The 20717-nt window shown below is 72.9% G+C and carries 17 protein-coding genes; 8 read left to right on the top strand and 9 right to left on the bottom strand.

Going from position 1 to position 20717, the window contains the following annotated elements:
* Window positions 1-87 precede the first annotated feature (87 nt).
* Window positions 88-609, top strand: coding sequence for a MarR family transcriptional regulator (locus AB0F29_RS10525; protein WP_361869758.1), 522 nt, complete (start codon window positions 88-90; stop codon window positions 607-609).
* Window positions 610-646: 37 nt separating this feature from the next.
* On the opposite strand, the gene AB0F29_RS10520 is transcribed toward AB0F29_RS10525, so the two are convergent.
* From AB0F29_RS10520 to dnaE, 4 genes are all read right to left on the bottom strand, one after another.
* On the bottom strand, window positions 647-1525 hold the full coding sequence (locus tag AB0F29_RS10520) for a phosphotransferase (protein WP_361869756.1): 879 nt from the start codon (window positions 1523-1525) through the stop codon (window positions 647-649).
* A gap of 132 nt (window positions 1526-1657) precedes the next feature.
* Entirely contained in the window at window positions 1658-2866 is a 1209-nt protein-coding gene (locus AB0F29_RS10515; RefSeq protein WP_361869753.1) for a hypothetical protein, read from the bottom strand.
* A gap of 205 nt (window positions 2867-3071) precedes the next feature.
* Window positions 3072-4079: a hypothetical protein gene (locus AB0F29_RS10510; protein ID WP_361869750.1), complete on the bottom strand. Its 1008-nt coding sequence runs from the start codon at window positions 4077-4079 to the stop codon at window positions 3072-3074.
* Window positions 4076-7543 (bottom strand): DNA polymerase III subunit alpha, encoded by a 3468-nt coding sequence (dnaE, locus tag AB0F29_RS10505; RefSeq protein ID WP_361869748.1) that lies wholly within the window; start codon window positions 7541-7543, stop codon window positions 4076-4078. Before dnaE ends, AB0F29_RS10510 begins: the two co-directional genes overlap by 4 nt.
* Before the next feature lie 742 nt (window positions 7544-8285).
* On the opposite strand from dnaE, the gene AB0F29_RS10500 reads away from it, so the two are divergent.
* The 7 genes from AB0F29_RS10500 to AB0F29_RS10470 all read left to right on the top strand — a co-directional run bounded on the left by AB0F29_RS10500 (window position 8286) and on the right by AB0F29_RS10470 (window position 18057).
* Window positions 8286-9134, top strand: coding sequence for a phytanoyl-CoA dioxygenase family protein (locus AB0F29_RS10500; RefSeq protein ID WP_361869746.1), 849 nt, complete (start codon window positions 8286-8288; stop codon window positions 9132-9134).
* Between the two features lie 20 nt (window positions 9135-9154).
* Window positions 9155-9715 carry a DUF6309 family protein gene (locus tag AB0F29_RS10495; protein WP_361869744.1) on the top strand — a complete coding sequence of 187 codons (561 nt, stop codon included), beginning with the start codon at window positions 9155-9157 and terminating at the stop codon, window positions 9713-9715.
* Window positions 9712-14112, top strand: coding sequence for an AMP-binding protein (locus tag AB0F29_RS10490; protein WP_361869742.1), 4401 nt, complete (start codon window positions 9712-9714; stop codon window positions 14110-14112). Before AB0F29_RS10495 ends, AB0F29_RS10490 begins: the two co-directional genes overlap by 4 nt.
* A gap of 64 nt (window positions 14113-14176) precedes the next feature.
* The gene (locus tag AB0F29_RS10485) at window positions 14177-15445 is read left to right on the top strand and encodes an aminotransferase class III-fold pyridoxal phosphate-dependent enzyme (protein WP_361869740.1); all 1269 of its coding nucleotides are present in this window, start codon (window positions 14177-14179) and stop codon (window positions 15443-15445) included.
* 86 nt (window positions 15446-15531) lie between these two features.
* Window positions 15532-16416: a TauD/TfdA family dioxygenase gene (locus tag AB0F29_RS10480; RefSeq protein WP_361869737.1), complete on the top strand. Its 885-nt coding sequence runs from the start codon at window positions 15532-15534 to the stop codon at window positions 16414-16416.
* Window positions 16413-17171 carry an SDR family oxidoreductase gene (locus tag AB0F29_RS10475; RefSeq protein ID WP_361869734.1) on the top strand — a complete coding sequence of 253 codons (759 nt, stop codon included), beginning with the start codon at window positions 16413-16415 and terminating at the stop codon, window positions 17169-17171. Before AB0F29_RS10480 ends, AB0F29_RS10475 begins: the two co-directional genes overlap by 4 nt.
* Before the next feature lie 115 nt (window positions 17172-17286).
* Window positions 17287-18057, top strand: a complete 771-nt coding sequence (locus AB0F29_RS10470) for a class I SAM-dependent methyltransferase (RefSeq protein WP_361869731.1) — start codon at window positions 17287-17289, stop codon at window positions 18055-18057.
* A gap of 176 nt (window positions 18058-18233) precedes the next feature.
* Here AB0F29_RS10470 and AB0F29_RS10465 read toward each other — a convergent pair whose 3' ends face one another.
* From AB0F29_RS10465 to AB0F29_RS10445, 5 genes are all read right to left on the bottom strand, one after another.
* Window positions 18234-18707, bottom strand: a complete 474-nt coding sequence (locus AB0F29_RS10465) for a hypothetical protein (protein ID WP_361869730.1) — start codon at window positions 18705-18707, stop codon at window positions 18234-18236.
* A gap of 49 nt (window positions 18708-18756) precedes the next feature.
* The gene (locus AB0F29_RS10460) at window positions 18757-19167 is read right to left on the bottom strand and encodes a gas vesicle protein K (protein ID WP_361870385.1); all 411 of its coding nucleotides are present in this window, start codon (window positions 19165-19167) and stop codon (window positions 18757-18759) included.
* A gap of 64 nt (window positions 19168-19231) precedes the next feature.
* Entirely contained in the window at window positions 19232-19444 is a 213-nt protein-coding gene (locus tag AB0F29_RS10455) for a gas vesicle protein (RefSeq protein WP_018956592.1), read from the bottom strand.
* Window positions 19441-20289 (bottom strand): GvpL/GvpF family gas vesicle protein, encoded by an 849-nt coding sequence (locus AB0F29_RS10450; RefSeq protein WP_361869728.1) that lies wholly within the window; start codon window positions 20287-20289, stop codon window positions 19441-19443. The genes AB0F29_RS10455 and AB0F29_RS10450 overlap by 4 nt, the downstream gene beginning before the upstream one ends.
* Window positions 20286-20717 (bottom strand): gas vesicle protein, encoded by a 432-nt coding sequence (locus AB0F29_RS10445; RefSeq protein WP_361869726.1) that lies wholly within the window; start codon window positions 20715-20717, stop codon window positions 20286-20288. Before AB0F29_RS10445 ends, AB0F29_RS10450 begins: the two co-directional genes overlap by 4 nt.

Here is a 20717-nt window from a genome sequence, read left to right as displayed (position 1 = left end):
TTAAGAAACCGTATGAATCGCTGGATAGAGTGGCCGAGCACGCGGGCGCACACGGGCGTCAGGAACCACAAGGACCGGGGTCGGAGCATGGATGAGCGGCGGAGAGAGAGCCGCGTGGACGGCGGCGTCGATGAGGCGGCCGTCTCCCTGTTCGTGGAGCGCTTCGCCGCCCAGTTGGTCCAGGCGGGCATGGCACGCATGCCGGCCAGGGTCTTCGCCTCCCTGCTCTCGTCGGAGCGAGGAGCACTCACCTCCGCCGAGCTGAGCGAGCGGCTGAAGATCAGCCCGGCGGCCGTCTCGGGAGCCGTCCGCTATCTCGCCCAGGTCAACATGGTCAGCCGCGAGCGGGAGCCCGGGTCCCGGCGTGAGCGCTATCGCGTGCAGGGCGACCAGTGGTACGAAGCGCTGCTGAATCGGGACACCATTCTGAAGAACTGGCAGGCCACGATGCAGGAGGGCGTGGACCGGTTCGGCCTCGACACCCCGCAGGGAAGCCGGATCAACGACACCCTGGAGTTCTTCCGGTTCCTGGAGAAAGAACTCGGGTCGATGATGGAACGTTGGGCCGCGCATCGGGCCGCGCATCGGGCCGAGCACCTCGGCGGCTGAGGAAGCACCGCCCTGCCGGGCGCTTCCTCAGCACCCGTCAGCTCACGCGCTGTTCGGCGAGGTCGAGCCAGTGCTCCACGTCGGACGGGGCGAAATGCCTGATGGCCCAGTCGACCATGCGGAGGCTCATGTGGGCCCATGCCGGCCGCAGAACGTCCTCGGGGACCGCGTCGAGGACGGCGTCGAGGTGTCGTACCACCCCTGAGTCGGCTCCCCCGCCGTGGATACCGAAACGCAGGGTGACCAGGTCGAAGCGGTGATCTCCGCGAGCGGCTCCGTCCCAGTCGACGACGCCGGTGATCGAGCCGCCGGCCGCCAGGAGGTTCCCGGGGTGAAAGTCCATGTGCACCGCGTCGTCGCCCGCCAGCCGGTCGGGGTGGTCCGCGCCGATCGCGGCGACCCGGTGTTCCAGCGCGGCGCTGCGGCGTCCGTGCCGGCGCAGGGGCTCGTGCAGGCAGTAGCCCGGCCCGTCCTGACACAGGAACAGCTCCGTGGCGGGGACGCCGGGGTGGCCGGCGAGCCGGCCCGCCTGCAACCGGTTGAGTTCGAGGGCCTGGACCAGGACGCCGTGGTCGAGGTGGTCGATCTTCGTACCGGGCAGGAGCTCCTGGACCATGACGACCGCGTGGCCGACCTGGGCCACCAGTTCGGTGGCCGGTGCCGGACAGCCTGCGTGTCGCAGCACCCGGCTGACGGTGAGCGGCCCTGCCTCCAGGTCCGCCACGCGGCTGTGCGGTCGCCACTTGAGCACGGAACGACGACGGTCCGGCCAGCGCACATAGGCGGTGCCGACCTGACCGCCCGGGCAGGGGCCGTCGAAAGTCAGACGGACACCGGTCCGCTCCCGAAGGGCGTCGAGCGTCCTGGCGGCGTCGAGGCGCTCGGCCCGCGCCCAGCGTCGCGGCGGAGAAGTCATGGATCCCATGATGGCCGCACGGTACGGGCCCGGGCTACGGCGACCGTCCCCCGGGCCGGCCTGTGGGCGCGGCCGAAGGCTGCCGCCCGCCGGGTGCGATCGGACGGCAGCCCCGCCGGACGCGGGACGAGGTCAGCTGGGGAGCCGGTCCAGGATCCAGGTGCACAGCTCCTCGGTGATGCCCGTGTGCGCGGTGGTCGTGGACGAGCAGAGGAAATCGTCGAGTTCGCTCTCCTGCGGGTCCAGGTCACCGACGTTCGCGTACAGGTCGTCCTGCTTCTCGATGTCGCGGATCGCGACCGCGCTGACCGTGGGGACGAAGCAGACCTCCTCGTGGCGCAGGTCGATCTTGCCGCCGAGCTTCTCCATCGCCCCGGAGAGGATCTTGTACGTGTGCAGGGTTCCTCCCGGCGCGCCGTCCAGTTCCGGGAAGCCGTTGGTCGCGATGGTCCTCTCGGCCTTGGGGAACCTGCGGTTCAGGTACGCGGCCGTCACGTCGTCGCCCTGGGCCTGGGTGTAGAAGGTGGTGCCGGGGTAGATCCGGTCGATGCGCAGGGCGACCTCGCCGGGCTTCACGTCCGGCAGACCGATGCCGTCGGCGCGGCCGTTGGCCACGGCGATCTTCATCGGGATCTGCGGCCAGTGGCCGACCCGGTCCAGGGCGGCCAGGAACTCCGTGCGCTCCGGGGCGACCGTGATCTTCTCGGTGTCCTTGTCGTAGTGCTGCCACAGCATCTGACGCGCGGCCGGGCTGTTCATCTGCCGCGCGAAGTCGTTCGGGAACGGGATGAAGTGCGAGAACGCCTGCACGCCGACGGGGATGGAAGCGCCGCGGTGCGGGCTGTCGTAGGAGAAGTACAGCGCGGTCCTGTGGTCCATCCGCTGCGTTTCGAGCTTGGCGAGTGCGTAGCGGGTGACGATGCCTCCCATGCTGAATCCGCCGACGACGAGACGGGTGTCGCCCACCTGCTCGGCCGTCGCCCGCAGGATGGCGGCCACCGCCGCCTCCGCGTTGTCCAGGATCGACGCGCTGCGCTCCTCGAAGCCGAGGAGGATCACGTCCCTGCCGCGACGGCGCAGCTCGCTGATGAACGGGAAGCTGCCGCTCTCCAGCCCGTGATAGAGCACGTCGAGCTTGCTCCGGCCGAGGTTGAAGCCGTCGGCCATGATCACGGGCCGGACGAGGTTGCCGTTGTTGCCCTCGCCGGGGAAGACCCAGGCGAAGCCGTTCGGCAGGGGCCATTCCTCGTGCTCCGGTACCTCGACGGGCCCGGCCGGTTCAGCGGTGAGCGGGCCGCCGAGGGTGAAGGCGCCGACATTGGGTTCGGACGTCTCTGACATCGTCGTACTCCTGGGGGAGGTGGGCGGGACGACCTCATCATGGTGGGCGGTATGGGCGTATCACTCCTGGGAGCCGGGGAGTTCACCACATCTGATGATCATGAGCGAAAAGACGTGCTCCGTGCGTCCGGGAGATGCTCCAGCACCGCTGCGGTCCCGGCCCGCGACGCCCGTTCCTGGACGCCCTGCCGCAGAAGGGCCGCGGTCACCGCCGCGGCTGGGCGAGGGTGCCCGGGCGGATCGCCTGATCGCCGAAGCGGGCCCGCGCCCGGTCGGCAGCTTGCTCGATGCGGCGCCGTTTGCCGTCCGCCGGGTCCAGGAGCAACTGCTGGACGGCGTACTGGGCATCGGTGACGTCCGCGCGAACGGTGATCGTGCGGACACGGGCGCGCTGCAGCCCGAAGCGGGAGTACAGGTCGTACGCGGCGGCGCCGAGTGCCGGCGTGTGAGCGGTGTACTCCTCCAGCGTGCGCGAGCGCTGCGTCGTGGCGCCGCCGGCGTACGAGATGTTCAGCGCGAGCCGCGCGGCGACCTGGCCGGTGGTGCGCAGCCGCAGCCCGAGACGTTCACAGAGGTCGAGCAGGGCCCGGCGGTGTGCGGCGGGGTCGAGCTCGTCGTGGCTGAACTCGTGGGAGAAACCGGTGGACTTGGGCGCCGCATCGGAGGTGACCGGGCGCGGGTCCAGGCCGCGGGCCCGTTGCGACAGTGTCACGGCGGTGGCCTTGCCGAGGATGCGCTGCAGCGTCAGCAGTGGAACGTCGAGAAGGTCGCCGATGCGGTGGAGGCCGTACTCCCCGAGCGTACGGGCGGTGGCCGGGCCGACCCCGTGGAGGGCGCCGACAGGCTTGGGACGGAGAAACGCGGCGACTGCCCCGGAGGCCGGGGCGACGACGGTGACCTGGCCGGGAGCGGTCGTGTCGGCCGCCATCGCGGCCAGCATCCGGTTCGGGCCGGCGCCGATCGTCGCGCGTAGCCCGAGGTGTGCGGCCAGGCGGAGTGCGGCCATGGTCGCCAGGCCGCCCGTGTCCCGGTCGAAGAACCGCAGGGCACCGGTGACATCGAGGTCGGCGGCGTCCGGCGGGAGGGCCTGTACCAGCGGGGTGAGATCACGCAGCAGCGCGAGGGCACGCTCGTACGTCTCCTGGCCGGCCGGGCCGAGGTCGTGGAGCTGAACGCGCAGGATGCTTCGGGCTCGGGTGGTCATGGCGCTCACCCCGCCGATCCGGGAGAGCGATGTCCCAGGCGCCGCAGGTCGGCGGAGCGGGAACCGGCGGGCCGCAGATCGCTCCAGGCGTTGAGCTTCGCCCCGGCCGTTCCGTCTTCGAGTGTCCGGCCCGCACCCGGCGTGCTGTCACCGCGGGCGGGTGTGGGGGCGGGTGTGGTGCGGCCGAGCAGGCCGAGAGCGGCTTCGGGGCCCAGGTCGCGGCGGGTGGTGGCGACTTCCTCGAGGTCCCAGGCCGCCTGCCCGACCACGGTGCGCCGGGGGCCGCGTTCCTCGACGACTCCGCGGACCAGGAGCAGTCCGGAGTGGAACACCGTGTGCGCGCAGGTGTCGTGGGAGTCCTCGAAGAACGCGAGGTCCACGAGGCCGGAGCCGTCCTCCAGGGTCACGAAGATGACCCTCTTGCCGGACGGGATCGGCGGCGTCTGGGTCGATGCCCGCACGCCGGCGACCAGCACCTGCTGTCCGCGGTGCATCGCCTGCAGGTGGTGGGCGTCGGTCGCGCCGAGCTCGGCGAGCAGGCGGTGGTGGTGTTCGAGCAGATGGCGGCTGACGTCGATGGAGAGCACGTCGATCTCGGCGCTCATCACGTCGCGGCCGGTCATCTCGGGCAGCCCGGCAGGATCGCCCGTGTGCGTCTCGTCGCCGAGCGGCAGTTGGCCGTCGATCGCGGTCCGGTTGCGTGCGGAGCGGTGCAGCTCGGTGGCCTGCAACAGCAGATCCCGCCGGGTCAGCCCGCCTTGCAGCGGAGCGAGAGCTCCGATCTTGATGAGGCGCTGGGCGAGAGGCAGGGACGGGCGGGCGCGCAGCCACAGATCCTGCAGCCCGGCGTACGGCTGCCCGGCTTCGATGCGGGCGCTCTCCGCCTCGGTGATCCCGCGCACCGTGGACAACGCGAGCCGTACGCCCCAGCCGTTCGCGGTCGGCTCGACGCTGTGTGCGCTGCGGGAGGTGTTGACGTCGACCGGCAGGATCGCCACTCCGAACTGCTTCGCGTCCTGGACCAGGACGCGGGGCGCCCACATGCCGGGGTCGTGCTGGAGCAGCCCGGCGAAGAACGCGGCGGGGTAGTGCGCTTTGAGCCACGCCGACTGGACGGCCGGGACCGCGAAGGCCACGGCGTGCGCGCGGCAGAATCCGTACGCCCCGAACTCCTTGACGATGCCCCAGACTTCGCCGATCACGTCCGGGGTGTAGCCGAGCTCGCCGGCGCAGCGGCGAAACCACGCCTCCACCTTCGGCAGCCGCCCGGCGTCGGCGAGGGCGCGGCGCGCGACGTCCGCGGCAGCACGGTCGCAGCCGGTCATCGTGGCCAGGATCATCATGATCTGCTCGTGCCAGATCACCACCCCGTACGTGTCGTCCATGATCGGCACAAGATCGGGGTGGGGATAACGCGGCTCCTCGACCCCGTGCCGGGCGGCGATGAACTTCGCGGGCATGCCCCCGGCGACCGGGCCGGGCCTGAAGAGGCTGATGTCGGCGATCACGTCCTGCATGTGCCGTGGCTGGAGTCTCGCGATGAGATCCTGCTGTCCTGGGCTCTCGAGCTGGAAGCAGCCCAGCACCTTGGTACTGCGGATCAGTTCGAAGGTGGACTCATCGGCGAGGTCGACGTGGTCGGGACTGTCGAGGTCGATGTGCCGTCCTGTGGTGCGCCGGATCTCGGCGACCGAGTGCGCCATCGCCGACTGCATGCGCACGCCGAGGACATCGAGCTTCAGCAGGCCGAGGTCCTCGACATCGTGCTTGTCGGCCTGCACCGTCGGATACGCGCCTCCCGGAGCGGGCTGCACCGGGAGGCGGCCGAGCAGGCTCGCGTCGGAGAGGATCACGCCGCACGGGTGCATGGCGAAGCCGCGCGGCAGGGCGTCCAGGCCCTCGGCCAGCTCCCACAGCGGACCGTACTGGTCGGCCTCGGCCGCGAGCTGCCGCAGTTCGGGCAGCTCGGACAGGGCGGAGCCGATGTCGCACGCGCGGATGTGCGGAAAGCTCTTGGCGATCCTGTCGACGGTCTGCGGGCGGATGCCGAGCGCGAGCCCCGTATCGCGCAGGGCGTGACGGGCGCGGTAGGTCTCCGGCATCCCGGTGACCGCCACACGCTCGGAGCCGAACCGTTCGAAGATCCGGTCGTAGACCTCCAGGCGCCGGTCGGACTCGACATCGAGGTCGATGTCGGGCAGGGCGGTGCGGCGCTCGCTGAGAAAGCGTTCGAACAGGAGCCGGTGCGAGAGCGGGTTGGCCGTGGCGATGAAAAGGCTGTGGTTGACCATGGACCCGGCACCGGAGCCGCGGGCCGCGACCCGGATCCCCATGGACCGCACGTCCGCGACGACCTGGGCCACCGCGAGGAAGTACGCCTCGTATCCGCGGCGCTCGATCACCCCGAGCTCGTAGCCGAGCCGGTCCATCGCCCGTACGTCCCGGTCGAGGCCGCGGGCGGTCATCCCGGCCTCGCTGCGCTGCCGCAGCAAACGCATCCCGTCCCCCGGCCGGGTGCCGGCTCCCACCACGTGCGGCTCGGGGAAGTGTGCCCGTCCCAGGCCGAGGTCGCGCACCGGGTCCACCGCGCACTGCTCGGCGGTAGCCGCCGTCTCCTCGATCAGACGCCGCCCTCGGCCGGCCGGGGCGCTCGTGGCCGCGGCCACCCGCTCCGCCACCTCGGCCATCTCGGCCCCGGACTTCAGATACCGCTCGCCCGGGTCGAGCGGTCCACGCTGCGGGATCGGACGCAGCAGCCGGGCGGCGTCCAGCACGTCGGCCAGGCGGTGCTGCTCGCGCCGCTCGTACCGCACCGCGTTGGTGAGCACCGTCGGGATGCCGAGCCGGTCGCCCAGAGCAAGGGTGTGCGCGGCCAGCCGCACCGATCCCGCGCCCAGCCCGGACAGGCCGTAGGCGACCGCCTCCAGCCGGAGAAGTCCTCGGCCCGCGACCTCCCGCCACGGGAGGAGCAGCCTCTCCGCGACGTCCGGCCGCCCGGCGGCCAGCGCACGTACAGGCTCGGAGGCCGGCCCGAGAATCGCCACCACATCCTCGCCCAAGCCCTCCCGCAGCGCCTCCCACGAGGCGACCGGAAAGCCGTCGACCGGATGCGCGTAGGCCGCGGAGACGAGACGGCAGATACGCGCCCACCCGCTCACGGAACCTGCCAGCAGCGTGATCCTCAGGCGCGGCTCCGCCACGTGCCCACCACCGCGGACCGGTGTGCGCGAGCGGCGAGGAGTCTTTGCCGTGTCGAACGCCGGGACGGCGAGATCCACCCCGAAGATCGGGCGCACCCCGGCGCTCAGGCACGCCTTCGCGTGCCGCACGGCGCCGGTGACACTGTCCCGGTCAGTCAGCGCGAGCGCACCCATGCCGAGCTCCGCCGCCCGGCGCACCAGGTCCTGCGGATGCGAGGCACCGTAGCGGGCGGAGAACCCGGAAGCGACGTGGAGATGCGTGAAAACAGCCATCGCGCACCTCCGAATCTGCTCTGGCACCCCCTGCTCGTCTGGCGTCCCGCTGTCAGAACGTTGCATCCGATCCATTCGCACAATAGTTCGATAGGGCAGTTTCAGCCAACCGATCTTGACGTGGCGAGAAGCCACCCTCCCGTGAGAGTGCGCCTCGATCGAACGCACGGAACCGACGCGGCGGGACACCGGCGCCGACTTCAGCAGCACGTCGAGCACGCGGGCCGCACGCGGCCTCCGTCTACCTGCCTACCTGTCGACCCTGCCCACACCCTTCGATATTCGCTCGAACGTTCGAATAATTCAAGCCAGGCACTCTCGACGGGGGCACGCCGGGCAGGGGCCGGGCGGGGGAGGCGCCCGGGGCGGCGAAGCAGCCACCGAGGCGAGCCCGGACCGGGAGCCGGGGGCGGGAGCAGGGAGCGGGAGCCGGGAGCCGGCGGCCGGAATTCCTTGATATCCGCTTGAACCGCGCAATCAGGTGGGCAGCAGATGACCAGCACCCACGATGATCGAATTCGGTGACCGAAAATCATTGCTTGTGGTCCGGGTCACCTCGGGATAGCGTCGCATCCCGTTCCACGCTCTGGGCCGTCCGGCCCGAACTCCGACGCCGATCGAGCGGTCTCGGCGAATGTCGATCACATCCTCGGCAAAGAACGCGAAGCGCACCGAGCACGCCAGACATGCCAGGCACGCGAAGAGAAATGTACTCAACCTCTGGAGCGGAGGACTGTACATCTTGCGATCTTCCTTCAGCCCCGCCGAAAAGGAATTCGGCGGAAATACGGACTCCCGGGCCAGGTCCCGCGTCGACCCCACCGAAGAGCGGAAGAACTTCGAGGAACGCGGCTATCTGGTCCTCCCCGCGCTCCTGCCCCCTCCGCTCCTGGCACGTCTGGTGCCCGAGGTGGACCGGTGGATGGACGAGGGGCTGCGCGACCGCTCCATCGCCTGCAGTACCGGTCCGGAGGCGGGAGCCCGCCCCCCGGTGCTGGAGCTGGAGCTCCCCGCCCACGGCGAACTGCTGGCGCATCCGCCCCTGATGGCCGTTCTGGCCGACGTCATGGGCGGTGCGTTCGCCCACCACCACCTGCACAGCCAGCGGCAGGGGGCCGGGGACTCCGGCAAACCATGGCATCACGACCATGAACCCAACGACCTCGGGGACAGGTCGTTACCGATGGTGCACGCGCTGCACTACCTGGGCGGGCTGGACGAGGCGGTGGGCAGCCTCGCCGTGCTGCCCGGATCGCACCGCGAGGACGTGCCCAAGGACTTCCGCGCCGCACTCGGCACGACCGCGCTGCCCGGGGAGGTGGTGATCGACCGGCTGCCGCCCGGTTCGACGGTTCTGATCAACTCGGCGGTCTTCCACGCCCGCCGCCCCGCGCTGTCCCCCGTGGCCGGACGCAACCGGTACTTCGTCGACGCCTCCTACTGCCGCACCGGTGCGCGGTGGCGGCCGGTGAAGCCGTATTGGCGGTACATGCTCGCCCGGGCCAGGGAACTGGACCTCGACCGCGGCCAATGGCCGGAACTTTTCGATGAGCGGCACTTCACGGAGTTTCCGGGAGCGGGGGGACGATGACGACTGTGGGAAGATCTTCCATGAGCGCTGTGGAAGCCGTCGCATTCTCCGAAGTTCTGCGTGTTTATGGGCGGGACCATCCGGCAGACCGTCCACACCGGGCGAACACCAATGAGGACGGTGAGGAGAATCTGCGCCGGGCGCATTCCCTGTTCGGTTCCTGGTATCGGATCGAACTCGGCCGGGCCGATATTCTCTGCGTGGTCCTCCCCTGGCACACCGGTGAAGGCGGTGCGCGTGAACTGGTGCCGAGAGAGGGTTTGACGGTCGGTCGCGCCGCGGATCTGATCCGTGCCGATCCGGCCGGATACACCGAGGCCAATCCGGTCTGCGCGGCGAAGCTCGACCGGTTCTCCCGTGCCCCGTTCACGGCGGTCTACCTCAGCGCCCGCCCGGTGGACCACCCGGACTACTCCGACGTACGGGCCCGGGAGGGACTCATCCACCTCGACGGGCTGCACCGCATGGTCGGGTGGGAGGTCGCGGGGCGGCTGGGCGGTGGGACCGCCGTGACGGCCTACCTGGCGGCCGAGAGCCTTCCCGCCTGCCTGGGGACCCCCCGCGAAGGGAAACCGGTATGACGACGTCCGCCGCCAGCCCCCGGTCCTTGACGCCGGTACCCGCCGACGCGCCACCGGGCCGCACGACGGTACCGGCCACGGACACCTCCACCCTGTGCGGGCTCCTGCACCGGGCCGAGCGGCTCCACCCGCACCGGCCGGCCTTCACGGACCACACCCGGGTGATCACGTACGCGGAGCTGGGGGCCGGGGCCGACCGGGTCGCCGCCGGACTCCGGCGGGCGGGCATCGGACCGGGCGACCGGGTGGCGGTCCTGGGCCGCCGGGACAGCCTGCTGTTCGTGCTGCTGCACGGAGTGCTCCGCGCGGGTGCGGCCGTGGTGACGCTCGACACGGCCTGGAGCGCGGAGGACCGGCTGCGCAGGCTGGCGGCCGTACGCGCCGCCGGCGTGCTCACCACCACCGCGCTGTCGGACGAGGAGGTCCGGGCCGTGTCGGCCGCCGGGGTCCGGTACGTCGAACGCGCCGACCCCGACGTCCTCCTCGCCGCACCGTTCGAACCGCCTCCACCGGACCGTCCCGCTCCTCGCGTCGGAAGCGACGATCCCGCCTATCTCTCCTTCACCTCGGGCTCGGGCGGCGAGCCCAAGGCCGTCGTCGTCACCCACGGCAACGCGGTGCACTACGCGCTGGCGCTGCGCGACAGGCTGGAGCTCACCGAGGCGGACGCGCCGTGCGTCGCCCACCTCACCACGCTCGCCGCCGACCTGGGGCACACCAGCTGGCTGCTGGCTCTCGCCACCGCCGGGCGCACCCATGTGGTCGGCGACGAGCACGCCAGGGATGCCCCCGCCTGCTGGGCGGCGCTGCGCGAAGCGGGGTGTTCGGTCGTGAAGACGACCCCCTCCCACATGGCGGAGCTGTGGAGGGACCGCCCGGATCCGGCGCGCGGGACGGCTCCCTACCGCCCGGGGACGCTGATCCTCGGCGGTGAGGCCCTCCCCCGGTCCCTGGGCGCCTCGTTGCTGCACGACGAGGGGGTCCACCGGCTGCTCAACCACTACGGCCCGACCGAGACGACGGTCGGGGCGGCCTGTTTCCTCGCCACATCGGCCGGGGAACTGCCGGAGGACGAGGAGACGGTCCCGATCGGCACGCCGCTGGGCGAGGCGACCCTCGACCTGCTCGACAGCGCCGGGTCCCCCGTCGCCGACGGCGAGTCCGGCCACCTCCACATCGGGGGACGCGGCGTCAGCGCCGGGTATTTCGGCCGCCCCGAGCAGACGGCACGGCGCTTCGTCCCGCACGGAGGGGTCCGTACGTACCGCACCGGCGACCTCTGCCGACGGCGTCCCGACGGGCAGCTCGTCTTCCTCGGCCGGCTGGACCGGCAGACCAAGATCCGGGGCTATCTGGTCGACCCCGCCGAGGTCGAACACCTCGTCCGGCAGGTCCCCGGCGTCGAGCGCTGCGCCGTCGTCGTACGGGCCACCGCCACCGGCAACCGGCTGCTGGCCGCCGTCCTGCCCGCCGACGGCCCGGTGGAGGAGCACCGCCTGCTCGACGCCGTGCGTGCGCACCTCGGCGGCCGCCTGCCCGCGTACTCCGTGCCCCGGCCGCTCATCGTGCTCAGGGAGTTCCCCCTCGGCCCCAACGGGAAGCTGGACACCCCACGGCTGGCGGCCGCCCTCGACGCCGTGCTGGCCGGACGGGCCGGGGACCCGCCGTCTCCCGGGCCCGAAGTGCCGCCCCTGGCACAGGAGATAGCGGAGCTCTGGGCCGAGGCCCTGGGCCTGCCCGCGGTGGATCCGGACGCCGACGTCCTGAAGCTGGGCGGCGACTCCATACTCGCCATGCGCACGGTCTCCCAGCTCCGCCGCCAGGGGCACCACGCCGCCTACGCGGACTTCTACCGCCACCCCACCTCCCGGCGTCTGGCGGCCGCCGTACGCGCGACGGCGCCGCGGGCCGCTGCCGAAGAGCCCGGCACGGACCTGCCCGGCGGGCCCGGCGCGCTCGCCCCCGCCCAGCGGTGGTTCTTCGGCCAGGGCGTCGACAACCCCCGCCACTGGAACCAGTCGGTGCTGCTCCGCTGCGCGAGGAACGTCGACCCGGCCGCCCTCGTCACCGCGGCGGCGGCCGTGGTGGGGCGTCACCCGGCGCTGCGCCGCCCCGTCGGCCCGCACGGGCCGGGGGCTCCCCGGCCGTTGGACGAGCTGGATCCCGTCAGCTTCTCCCACGTCCGGCGCCCCGGGAACGTCGCGGAGGAGATCGCGGCCCTGGGGACCGAACTGCAGCGGAGCCTCGACCCCGAGGCCGGCCGTCTCATCCGCTTCCACCTCTTCTCGGGCGGTCCGGGCACCGACGACCGGCTGGCGCTGATCGCCCATCACCTCGTCGTCGACGGGCTGTCGTGGCGCGTCATCCTCGACGACCTGGCGCATGCCTACCGCGCCGCGCTGTCGGGCCGGCCGCCCGGTCTGCCGCCCGCGGCCGACTTCTACCGGTGGGCCGCGAGCAGGCCCGAGCAGGCGTTGCCGGTAAACCCCTTCCCGATCGGCGGCCCGGACACCCGGCCGCCGGGGGGCCGGTCCGACTCCCCTCCCCCGCCGGGGACGGTGAGCTGGGGCCTCGACGAGGAGGCCACCGCCCGGCTCGTCGAACGGTACGGAGGTTCCCGGCGGCTGGAGGCGCTGCTGTTCACCGCGTTCGCGGACGCGGTGACCCGCGAGGCGGACCGGGGCGGAGCCGGGGGCCCCGGCCGGCTCCGCGCCGCACGGACGCTCGTCGAGGTGGAGACGCACGGCCGGGACACCGGCGGCGAACACCTCGACACCGTCGGCTGGTTCACCGCGATCACCCGGGTGAGCGCCGGCCCCCCGGCCACGGCGGCCGGCGCGGAGCCCGACGCCAGAACCGCTGGGCCCGGCGCAGGGATCGCGGCGCGTGTCTCCGGGGCGGAGCGCCGGCTGCGCCGTGCGCGCCTGCTGCCGATGGACATCGGCGGACCGCGTCCCGAGGCCGCCTTCAACTTCCTGGGTACGTTCCGGCTTCCGGCCGAGCCGACTCTGGGCTGGTACCCCGCCGCGGAGCAGGTGGGCACCGCACGGTGTCCCAGCGGCGATCCGGTGTACCGGCTGCGGCTGACGGCCCGCATCGTCGAGGGCAGGCTGGTGACCGACCTCGTACACGCCCGGCCGGATGTCCCCGACACCGAGGCCGACGGGGTCATGGCCGGGTTCGCCCAGGTGGTCGCGGCCACGGCCGCCGCCACGGCGCCCCGCCCGGTCCGGCTCGCCCGCTCCACCTCCGGTCAGCCCCTCCACCCGGGGACACCCCCCTCCACGCCCTCGTCCCCCGCGGTCCGCGTGGTGCGCGAACCGGCCCGCGTACTGCTCACCGGGGCGACGGGCTATGTGGGCGGGCACCTCCTCGACGCCCTGCTGGAGCGCGGCGCGCAGGTCACCTGTCTGGTACGCGGAGAGCGCGACCAGGACGCCGCCGGCCGGCTGCGCCGTGCCTCGCCCGGTCTGCGGGTGGTGGCCGGGGACATCGGCCGCGAAGGGCTGGGCCTCTCCGCGGCCGGGCGTGCCCTCGCCCGGGACGCGCAGGTCGTGGTCCACGCCGCCGCCGACGTCCGCCTGGTCGCCCCGCCCGAGGAACTGGAACGCGTCAACCACGACGGGGTGCGGCGGCTGCTGGCCTGGATCGACGCCGAGGCCATGGGCGGGGTCCGGTTCCACCACATCTCGACGCTCGCCGTGGCCGGCGGGATCGACCCGGCGGCCCCCGACCGCCGGTTCAGCGAGGCCGATCTGCGCATCGGCCAGCACTTCCGCACCCCGTACGAGCGGTCCAAGTTCCTCGCCGAGGAGGCGGTCCGCGCCTGGGCCGCCTCCGGCCGCCGCTGCCACATCCACCGGAGCGGCCACGTCGCCGCCCACAGCCGCACCGGCGCGTTCCACGGGGGGATCGCCACCAACCGCGTCTACCAGACCCTGCGCGGCTATCTGCTGGCCGGAGCCGCCCCGCGCCTGGAGGGGGCGACGTTCGCCTTCAGTCACGTGGACACGGTGGCCGCCGGGATCGCGGCTCTGGCCCTGTACGCGGACGCGGCCCCCGGGGCCCACCATGTCGAGACCCCGCACCAGGTCGGCCACGACGAACTGGTGGGCTGGATAAGGCGGTCCGGCCACCGGATCGTGCTGCGCGACGCGAAGGACTTCGCAGCCGCGCTGGACCGGGCGGAAGGCGACCACCCCGAAGAGGTCCGGCTGGCCGCAGCCTGGAGTCTGCTGGAGGACCGCAACGTCCGGACCGACTCCTCGCACACCCTTGCCGTACTCGACCGGCTGGGGGTCCGGTTCACCGCCCCGACGCCCCGGTGGTGGGCCTCCGCGCTGGCCTGGGCCACCGAGTCCGGCTTCCTGCCCCGGCCCGACCTCGCCGGCCACTGAGCGCACGTACCCCCGTCACGGGCCGCAGGCTCCCGCCGCAGGCCCCCGAACCGTGAGGTGAACCATGCCCCGGCTGTCACCCGTACTGAAGCAGGCCACTCCCGTCACCGCCGTCCGAGGGGAAGGGCTGTACCTCTACGACGCGGAGGGGCGACGCCACCTCGACTTCACCGCGGGCGTCGGCGTGACCAGCACCGGCCACTGCCATCCGCGGGTCGTCGAGGCGGTTCGCGAACAGGCGGGCCGGCTGATCCACGGCCAGTACACGACCGTCCTGCACGAACCGCTGCTCACCCTGACCGAACGCCTGGGCGAGGTCCTGCCCGAGGGCCTGGACACCCTCTTCTACGCCAACTCCGGGAGCGAGGCGGTGGAGGCGGCGCTGCGCCTCGCCCGGCAGGCCACCGGGCGCCCGGGTGCCATCGTCTTCGACGGGGGCTTCCACGGCCGGACCATGGGCGCCGCTTCCCTGACCACGGCCGGCTCCCGCTTCCGGGCGTGCACCGGCCCGTTGATGCCGGGCGTCGCGGTCGCGCCCTTCCCGCACGCCTTCGAGCTCGGCCTGGACGAATCCGCCGCGGTGGAGTACGCCCTGCGGGGCCTCGACCGGGTCCTGGCCACCACCAGCGCCCCGGAGGAAACCGCCGCGTTCGTCGTGGAGCCCGTACTGGGCGAAGGCGGTTACGTTCCCGCCCCCGACGGCTTCCTCGCCGGACTGCGCGAACGCGCCGACCGGTACGGCATCGTCCTCGTCCTCGACGAGGTGCAGTGCGGGTTCGGCCGCACCGGGCGGTTCTGGGCGCACGCGTACGAGACCGGGGCCGCGACCCCCGACATCCTGGTGACGGCCAAGGGCCTGGCGAGCGGTTTTCCCCTCTCGGCGATCGCCGCGCGCGCCGATCTCATGAGCCTCGCCCGTCCCGGCTCCCACGGCGGTACGTACGGGGGGAACGCCGTCGCCTGCGCGGCCGCCCTCGCGACCCTCGACGTCATCCGCGACGAGAAGCTGGTCGCCAACGCGGCCGAGCAGGGCATGCGGCTCGCCCGCGGCCTGCACACCGTCGCGGCGCGGACCCCGGCCGTCGCCGACGTCCGCGGGCGTGGGCTGATGCTGGGCAGCGAGTTCCGCCGGCCCGACGGGTCACCCGATCCGGAGACCGCGCGCAGGGCCCAGCAGGCCGCCGCCGAACTCGGCCTGTTGCTGCTGACCTGCGGGGTCTGGGGGAACACCGTCCGGATGATCCCCGCCCTGACGGTCACCGGCGAGCAGATCGACGAGGCGCTCACCCTCTGGTCGAAGGCCGTGGCGGCCGCCGTCCGGGTACAGGGCTGAACAGCACGCGCCGCGGTATCGGTCCGGGCCCCCACCCGGTGCGGGGCCGGACCGGCACGACGTACAGGACAGCGAAAGGGACCCCGATGGAGAACGCTTCACGTATCAACGCGCCCACCCCCTCCGGGGCTTGGGACACCAGCAGGCTCAAGGCCGGGCACGAGGTGTGGCGCCTGGCACCGACCGAGCGGGACCGCGCCCGGCTGTGGTCGGCCGCCGGCGGCCCGGGGAGGGAGCCCGACCCGGTCTGGGAAGACCTGCGCGCCCGCATCCGCACGGGGCTCGACGCCTTCGGGTTCACCCTCGTGCGGCAACTCTTCCCCGCCGGCGCCGTCGCGGACGTCCGCCAGGAGGCGGACGTCACCGAGCGGGTCTCCCGGCTCGTCCGGGACTTCGGCGAGATCGTGCCGCAGAACGGTGCGGGGGATGTGACGCAGGTGCTGCGGCACCGGGAGGGGGACCCGGACGAGATCGCCTTCCACTGCGACACCTGCGACCTCCTCGTCCTGCTCTGTCTGCGGCCGGCCGCCCGGGGCGGCGCGACACGTGTGGCCGGAGCGCCGTACATCCACGACGTCCTCGCCGCCGAACGCCCGGACGTGCTGGAACTCCTCGGCCAGGAGTGGCACTTCGACCGCTCCGGCCGCGCGGGCAGCCAGCTCGTCCTCACCCCGATCCTCACCACCGGACCGGACGGCGCCGTCACCTGCTACTACCAGTCCCGTACGGTGCGGGCCTCCGCCGGACGCGACGGGCGCCCCCCGCTCGACGCCGCACGTGCCGAGGCACTGGACGTCCTGGACGAGGTCCTCAACCGCCCGGAGACCGCCTACCCGGTCACCCTGACCTCCGGAGACCTGTTGATCATCCGCAACAGCCGTGTCATGCACGGCCGTTCCCCGTTCACCGACGGCCCCGAACCGCACCACCGGCGGGTCCTACGCCTGTGGCTGGACGAGGTGGCGGCGTGAGTGGCGCCGTGAGTGGTACGGCAGTCGTCACCGGAGCGGGAAGCGGGCTGGGCCGTGCCGCCGCCCTGGCGCTGCTCGGCCGGGGCTGGAACGTGGTGCTGGCGGGCCGGCGTCCCGACGCCCTGGACGGGACCGCTGCCCTTTCCCCGGCCGGGGACGAGCACGCTCTCGCCGTCTCCACCGACATCACCCGCCCCGACGAGGTCGCGGCGCTGTTCCGTGCCGCCCGCAACCGGTACGGGAGGGTCGATCTGCTCTTCAACAACGCCGGAGCCCCGGCGCCCCGCGTCCCCGTGGCCGAGGTGGCCCTCGACGACTGGAACCGGGTGCTGGGCACGATCGTCACCGGCACGTTCCTCTGTTCACGGGAGGCGTTCCGCGTCATGTGCGAGCAGAACCCCTCCGGCGGACGGATCATCAACAACGGTGCGCCGTCCGCGTACGCACCCCGCCCGCACTCCGCCGCCTACACCGCGGCGAAGCACGCGGTCCTCGGTCTGACCCGCTCGCTCTCCCTGGACGGCCGCGCCCACAACATCGCCTGCGGTCAGCTCGACGTGGGGAACGTGGAGCCCCCGGACGGTGCCCCGCAGCCCCCCGCACGTCAGGCCGACGGCAGCAAGGCGGTGGAGGCGACGCTGCCGGTGTCCCACTTCACCGACGCCCTCCTGCTGATGGCCTCCCTGCCCCTCTCCACCAATGTGCAGTCCCTCACCGTCCTCCCCACCACGATGCCCTTCGTCGGCCGTGGCTGAGCACCCTGCGACAGGCGGACGGCCTCGGCCACGCCGGGTTCCACCCCGCCCCCGTTCATCCCGTCGTACGACGTGCTCCCCGATACTCCCCGCCCCTCGACCGAAAGAGGCGAACATGCTCGGTGAGACCGCACGCACCTGGCTGCAACGCTGGGACCAGCAGCAGGAGCGCTACAGCCCGGACCGGGAGGAACGCTTCCAGGTCGTCATCGACATCGTCGGCCGGTCCCTCGACCGGAGCGGGGCGGCCGCCCGGCCGCTCCTGGTGGACCTGGGCTGCGGCACCGGCTCGCTGACCACCCGGCTGGCCCGCGCCTTCCCGCACGCCGACACCGTCGGCGTCGACGCGGACCCGCTTCTCCTGGGCCTCGCGGAGGAGGCCGTCACGGGCACGGACATCCGCCTCCTGGCGCGCGACCTCACCGCACCCGGCTGGGCCGACGACATCGCACCGGCGCCCTGGGACGCGGCCGTCTCGTCCACCGCGCTCCACTGGCTCGCCCCCGACGAACTCACCGTGCTCTACCGCACCCTGGCCGCCCGGCTGCGTCCCGGCGGCGTCTTCGTCGACGCCGACAACCGCAGGCCCTCCGCCGACCCGGAGCTGATCGACATCGCCCGTCACGTCCGGGCCCGCCGCGCCCACCGGACGGGCCGTCAGGGCAGCGAGGCCTGGGCGGGCTGGTGGAAGACGTTCCTCTCCGCCCCGGAACTCGCCCCGCTCGCCGAGGCCCGGGCTCGCTCGCCGATCGCGCACCGCACCTTCAGGCAGCCCAACGGCCTGACGACCGCCGCCCAGACGGCGCTCCTCCGCGAAGCCGGTTTCAGCGGTGCCGCCACCGTCTGGCAGTGCGGCGACGACAGCGTCCTGGTGGCCGTCCGCTGATCCGGTGATCCGCTGAGCCGGTGAACAGCCACCGGGCCGGCCGGGCGGGGTCACGGGTGTGGCAGTACGGGACAGGGTTCACCGTGGTCAGGACGTGGGGCGGGGCCGGAGAGGATTCTCCGGCCCCGCCCCACGTCCTGGCCCCGCACCGGGCCGGGCGTTCTCCCGCTACTCGGTCAGATCCGCCCGCGCGCCAGTCGGGTCAGCGGGCCCGTCGGAGGCCTGGCCGTCGAACGGCCGATGGCGAACGCCGCCCCGGCGACACCGGCCACCCCCGCCGCGGCTCCGGCGGCGACCGCCTTGCGGTGCTTGACGACGGTCCAGGCCGTGGTCGCCGCGCCAGCCGCCTTCGCCACGTTGGCGGTCACGGCGTGCTGCCCGCTCTGGAGACCGGCGGCAGCGGCACGGCCGACGCGGCGGGTGGTCTCACCGGCCGCCCGGGCGCTGTCCGAGACCGCGTCCTTGGCGCCCCCGGCGGCGTCCTTGGCGCCCCCGGCCGCGGACAGCGCCTCGTCGGCGGTCGCGTCGGCCCGCTTGCCGGCCCTCTCGGCCGTGGCATCGACCGACTTGCGGGCCGATGCCGTCTTGCGGGCGGTCGTGGTCCTGCCCTTGTCCGGAGTCGAGTTCTTCGCGTCCTTGTCGTCAGTCATGGGTTCCTCCTTGCCTTGGGTACTGCGATGAAACCTGGGCTCTGCCCGCTCACGCGCCGTCGTGCGGCAGCAGTGTGCCGAGCGGTCCGAGGTCGAGATTGAGGTCGTCCATCGTCAGGTCGTAGCGGTCGCACAGCTCCGTCATGCGTTCGTGCAGGATCATCAACGTCATGCCGATCCGCTCCTCCTGGGGCTCGCTCAGGTCGCCCTGGTCGACGCGGTGGATCGCGGTGCGCTCCATGAGCTGACGGAGCAGTTCGACGATGGTGAGCACCAGCTTGATGAGATCCCGCTCCACGGTGTCCGGGTCGGTGTGCAGGCGCTGGGCCGCCGTCGAGGGACCGCTGTCGTCCGGCTGCGCGGGGCTGAGCCCGAACGCCCGGGCCGCCGCGCGTGCCACCTCTTCGGCCGCTGCGGAGGGCACACCACCCCCACCTCGCGCGCGGTCGTCCTCGGTCATCGTGTCCACCTCCTCCGCCTCCTCGCCCGTCGGCATGCTTCCCCGTACGCGACCGGGGGCGGGCTCACCACGGCCCCGGCTCCTCACCGGTGATCGACCGGATCACCGCTCGCAGATTGATGTGCACGAGGTCCACGTCGGCGATGGACAGGACGAGGTCCCCGGTGAGCACGGCCCCGCCGTTCAGCAGCCGGTCCAGGAGATCGATCAGCGCGACGGGCGGGCCGCCCCGGGGTCCGGTCTCGCCGAGAACGCCGCCGATGATGTCCGTGCTCACCGTGGGCCACCACCGTCCGCGCCCTCCGCCACCAGGGCCGTGGCGAACGAGTAGGGCGCCCACGGCCCGGTCACCTCGATGGCGACCCCGGGGGTGCCTTCGGCCAGTGCGGAGAGATCCCGGTGGAGCCGCGCCATGTGTTCCCGGGGCACGAGGTAGGCCTCGTTGGCGACGTTCACCCCGGCCCGGGCGGCGAGCTGCCCCTGCTGCGGGCGGTGCACCGCCCGTGAGGCCGCCACTCCGTCGGCCAGCCGCGCGGCCCGGGCGGCCAGGTCGGAGGCCGCCCGGTAGACGTCCTGGCTGTCGCGCTGCTGCGCCTGACGCTGCCGGAGATAGGCGCGGCCCGCTCCGTCACCCGACGGCGCAGCCGCGGCCGGTGCCGTCGCGGTGGCCGTACGGGGATCGGCGTAGACCTTCACGCCCAGCTCGACGTGGCCCTCCAAGCGGCCCAACAGCTCCTGGAACTCGCTGCGTTGCCTGACCAGCATGTCGGCCACCCGGGTGTCGTCCAGATAGACCGTGGCCAGCCGCATCGGCAGGACGGAGGTCTCCGCGAACGCGGCGTCCACCACGGCGTGGTGGGCCCGGGCCACGGCTTCGAGCCGGTCCAGGTCCTCCATCTGCGCGGTGAGTCCCCGCTCGCTGAACGTGTCCGCCGGCACGGGGGAGACGAGTGCGCACAGCCCGCCTCCGCCGACGGGGCGCAGCGGCCGGCCGTCCACGCCCGGCAGCCGGGCGGCGAGCCCGTCCAGGGCGGGGCCCGCACGGCCGACGGCGTAGACGTAACTCATCTCTCCGGTGCCTTCGCCCGGAACATGGACGGTTGCGTTCGGTCCGCTGTTCATCGTTCCTCCTCCTGTTCCGCCGGGGCGGCCCGGTCTCCGGCCGCCCCGGCGCCCGGGATCCCGGCCGTCGACCGCAGGTGGGCCAGTTCGGCACGCAGCCGCTCGTTCTCGTCGGCCAGCGCGTCGTGCCCGGGACCGGCCTCGGTCCCACGCGTGGGGCGGGCCCGTGAGGAGAGCGAGGGATCGTGCTCCCACCAGTCGATGCCCATCTCCTTGGCCTTGTCGACGGAGGCGACGAGCAGGCGGAGCTTGATGGTGAGCAGCTCGATGTCGAGCAGGTTGATCTGGATGTCACCGGCGATGACGATGCCCTTGTCCAGCACCCTTTCCAGGATGTCGGCGAGGTTGGCCGACGAGCCCTGTTGCCCGTATGCCGGGCCGGCCCCTCGGGGCGGGGCCGGCATCCGGCCGGCGAGTGAATCGGACAC

This window comes from Streptomyces sp. NPDC026589 (assembly GCF_040638385.1).
In the GTDB taxonomy this organism is placed as follows: Bacteria; Actinomycetota; Actinomycetes; order Streptomycetales; family Streptomycetaceae; genus Streptomyces.
This window is presented reverse-complemented; position numbering and strand designations above follow the sequence as displayed.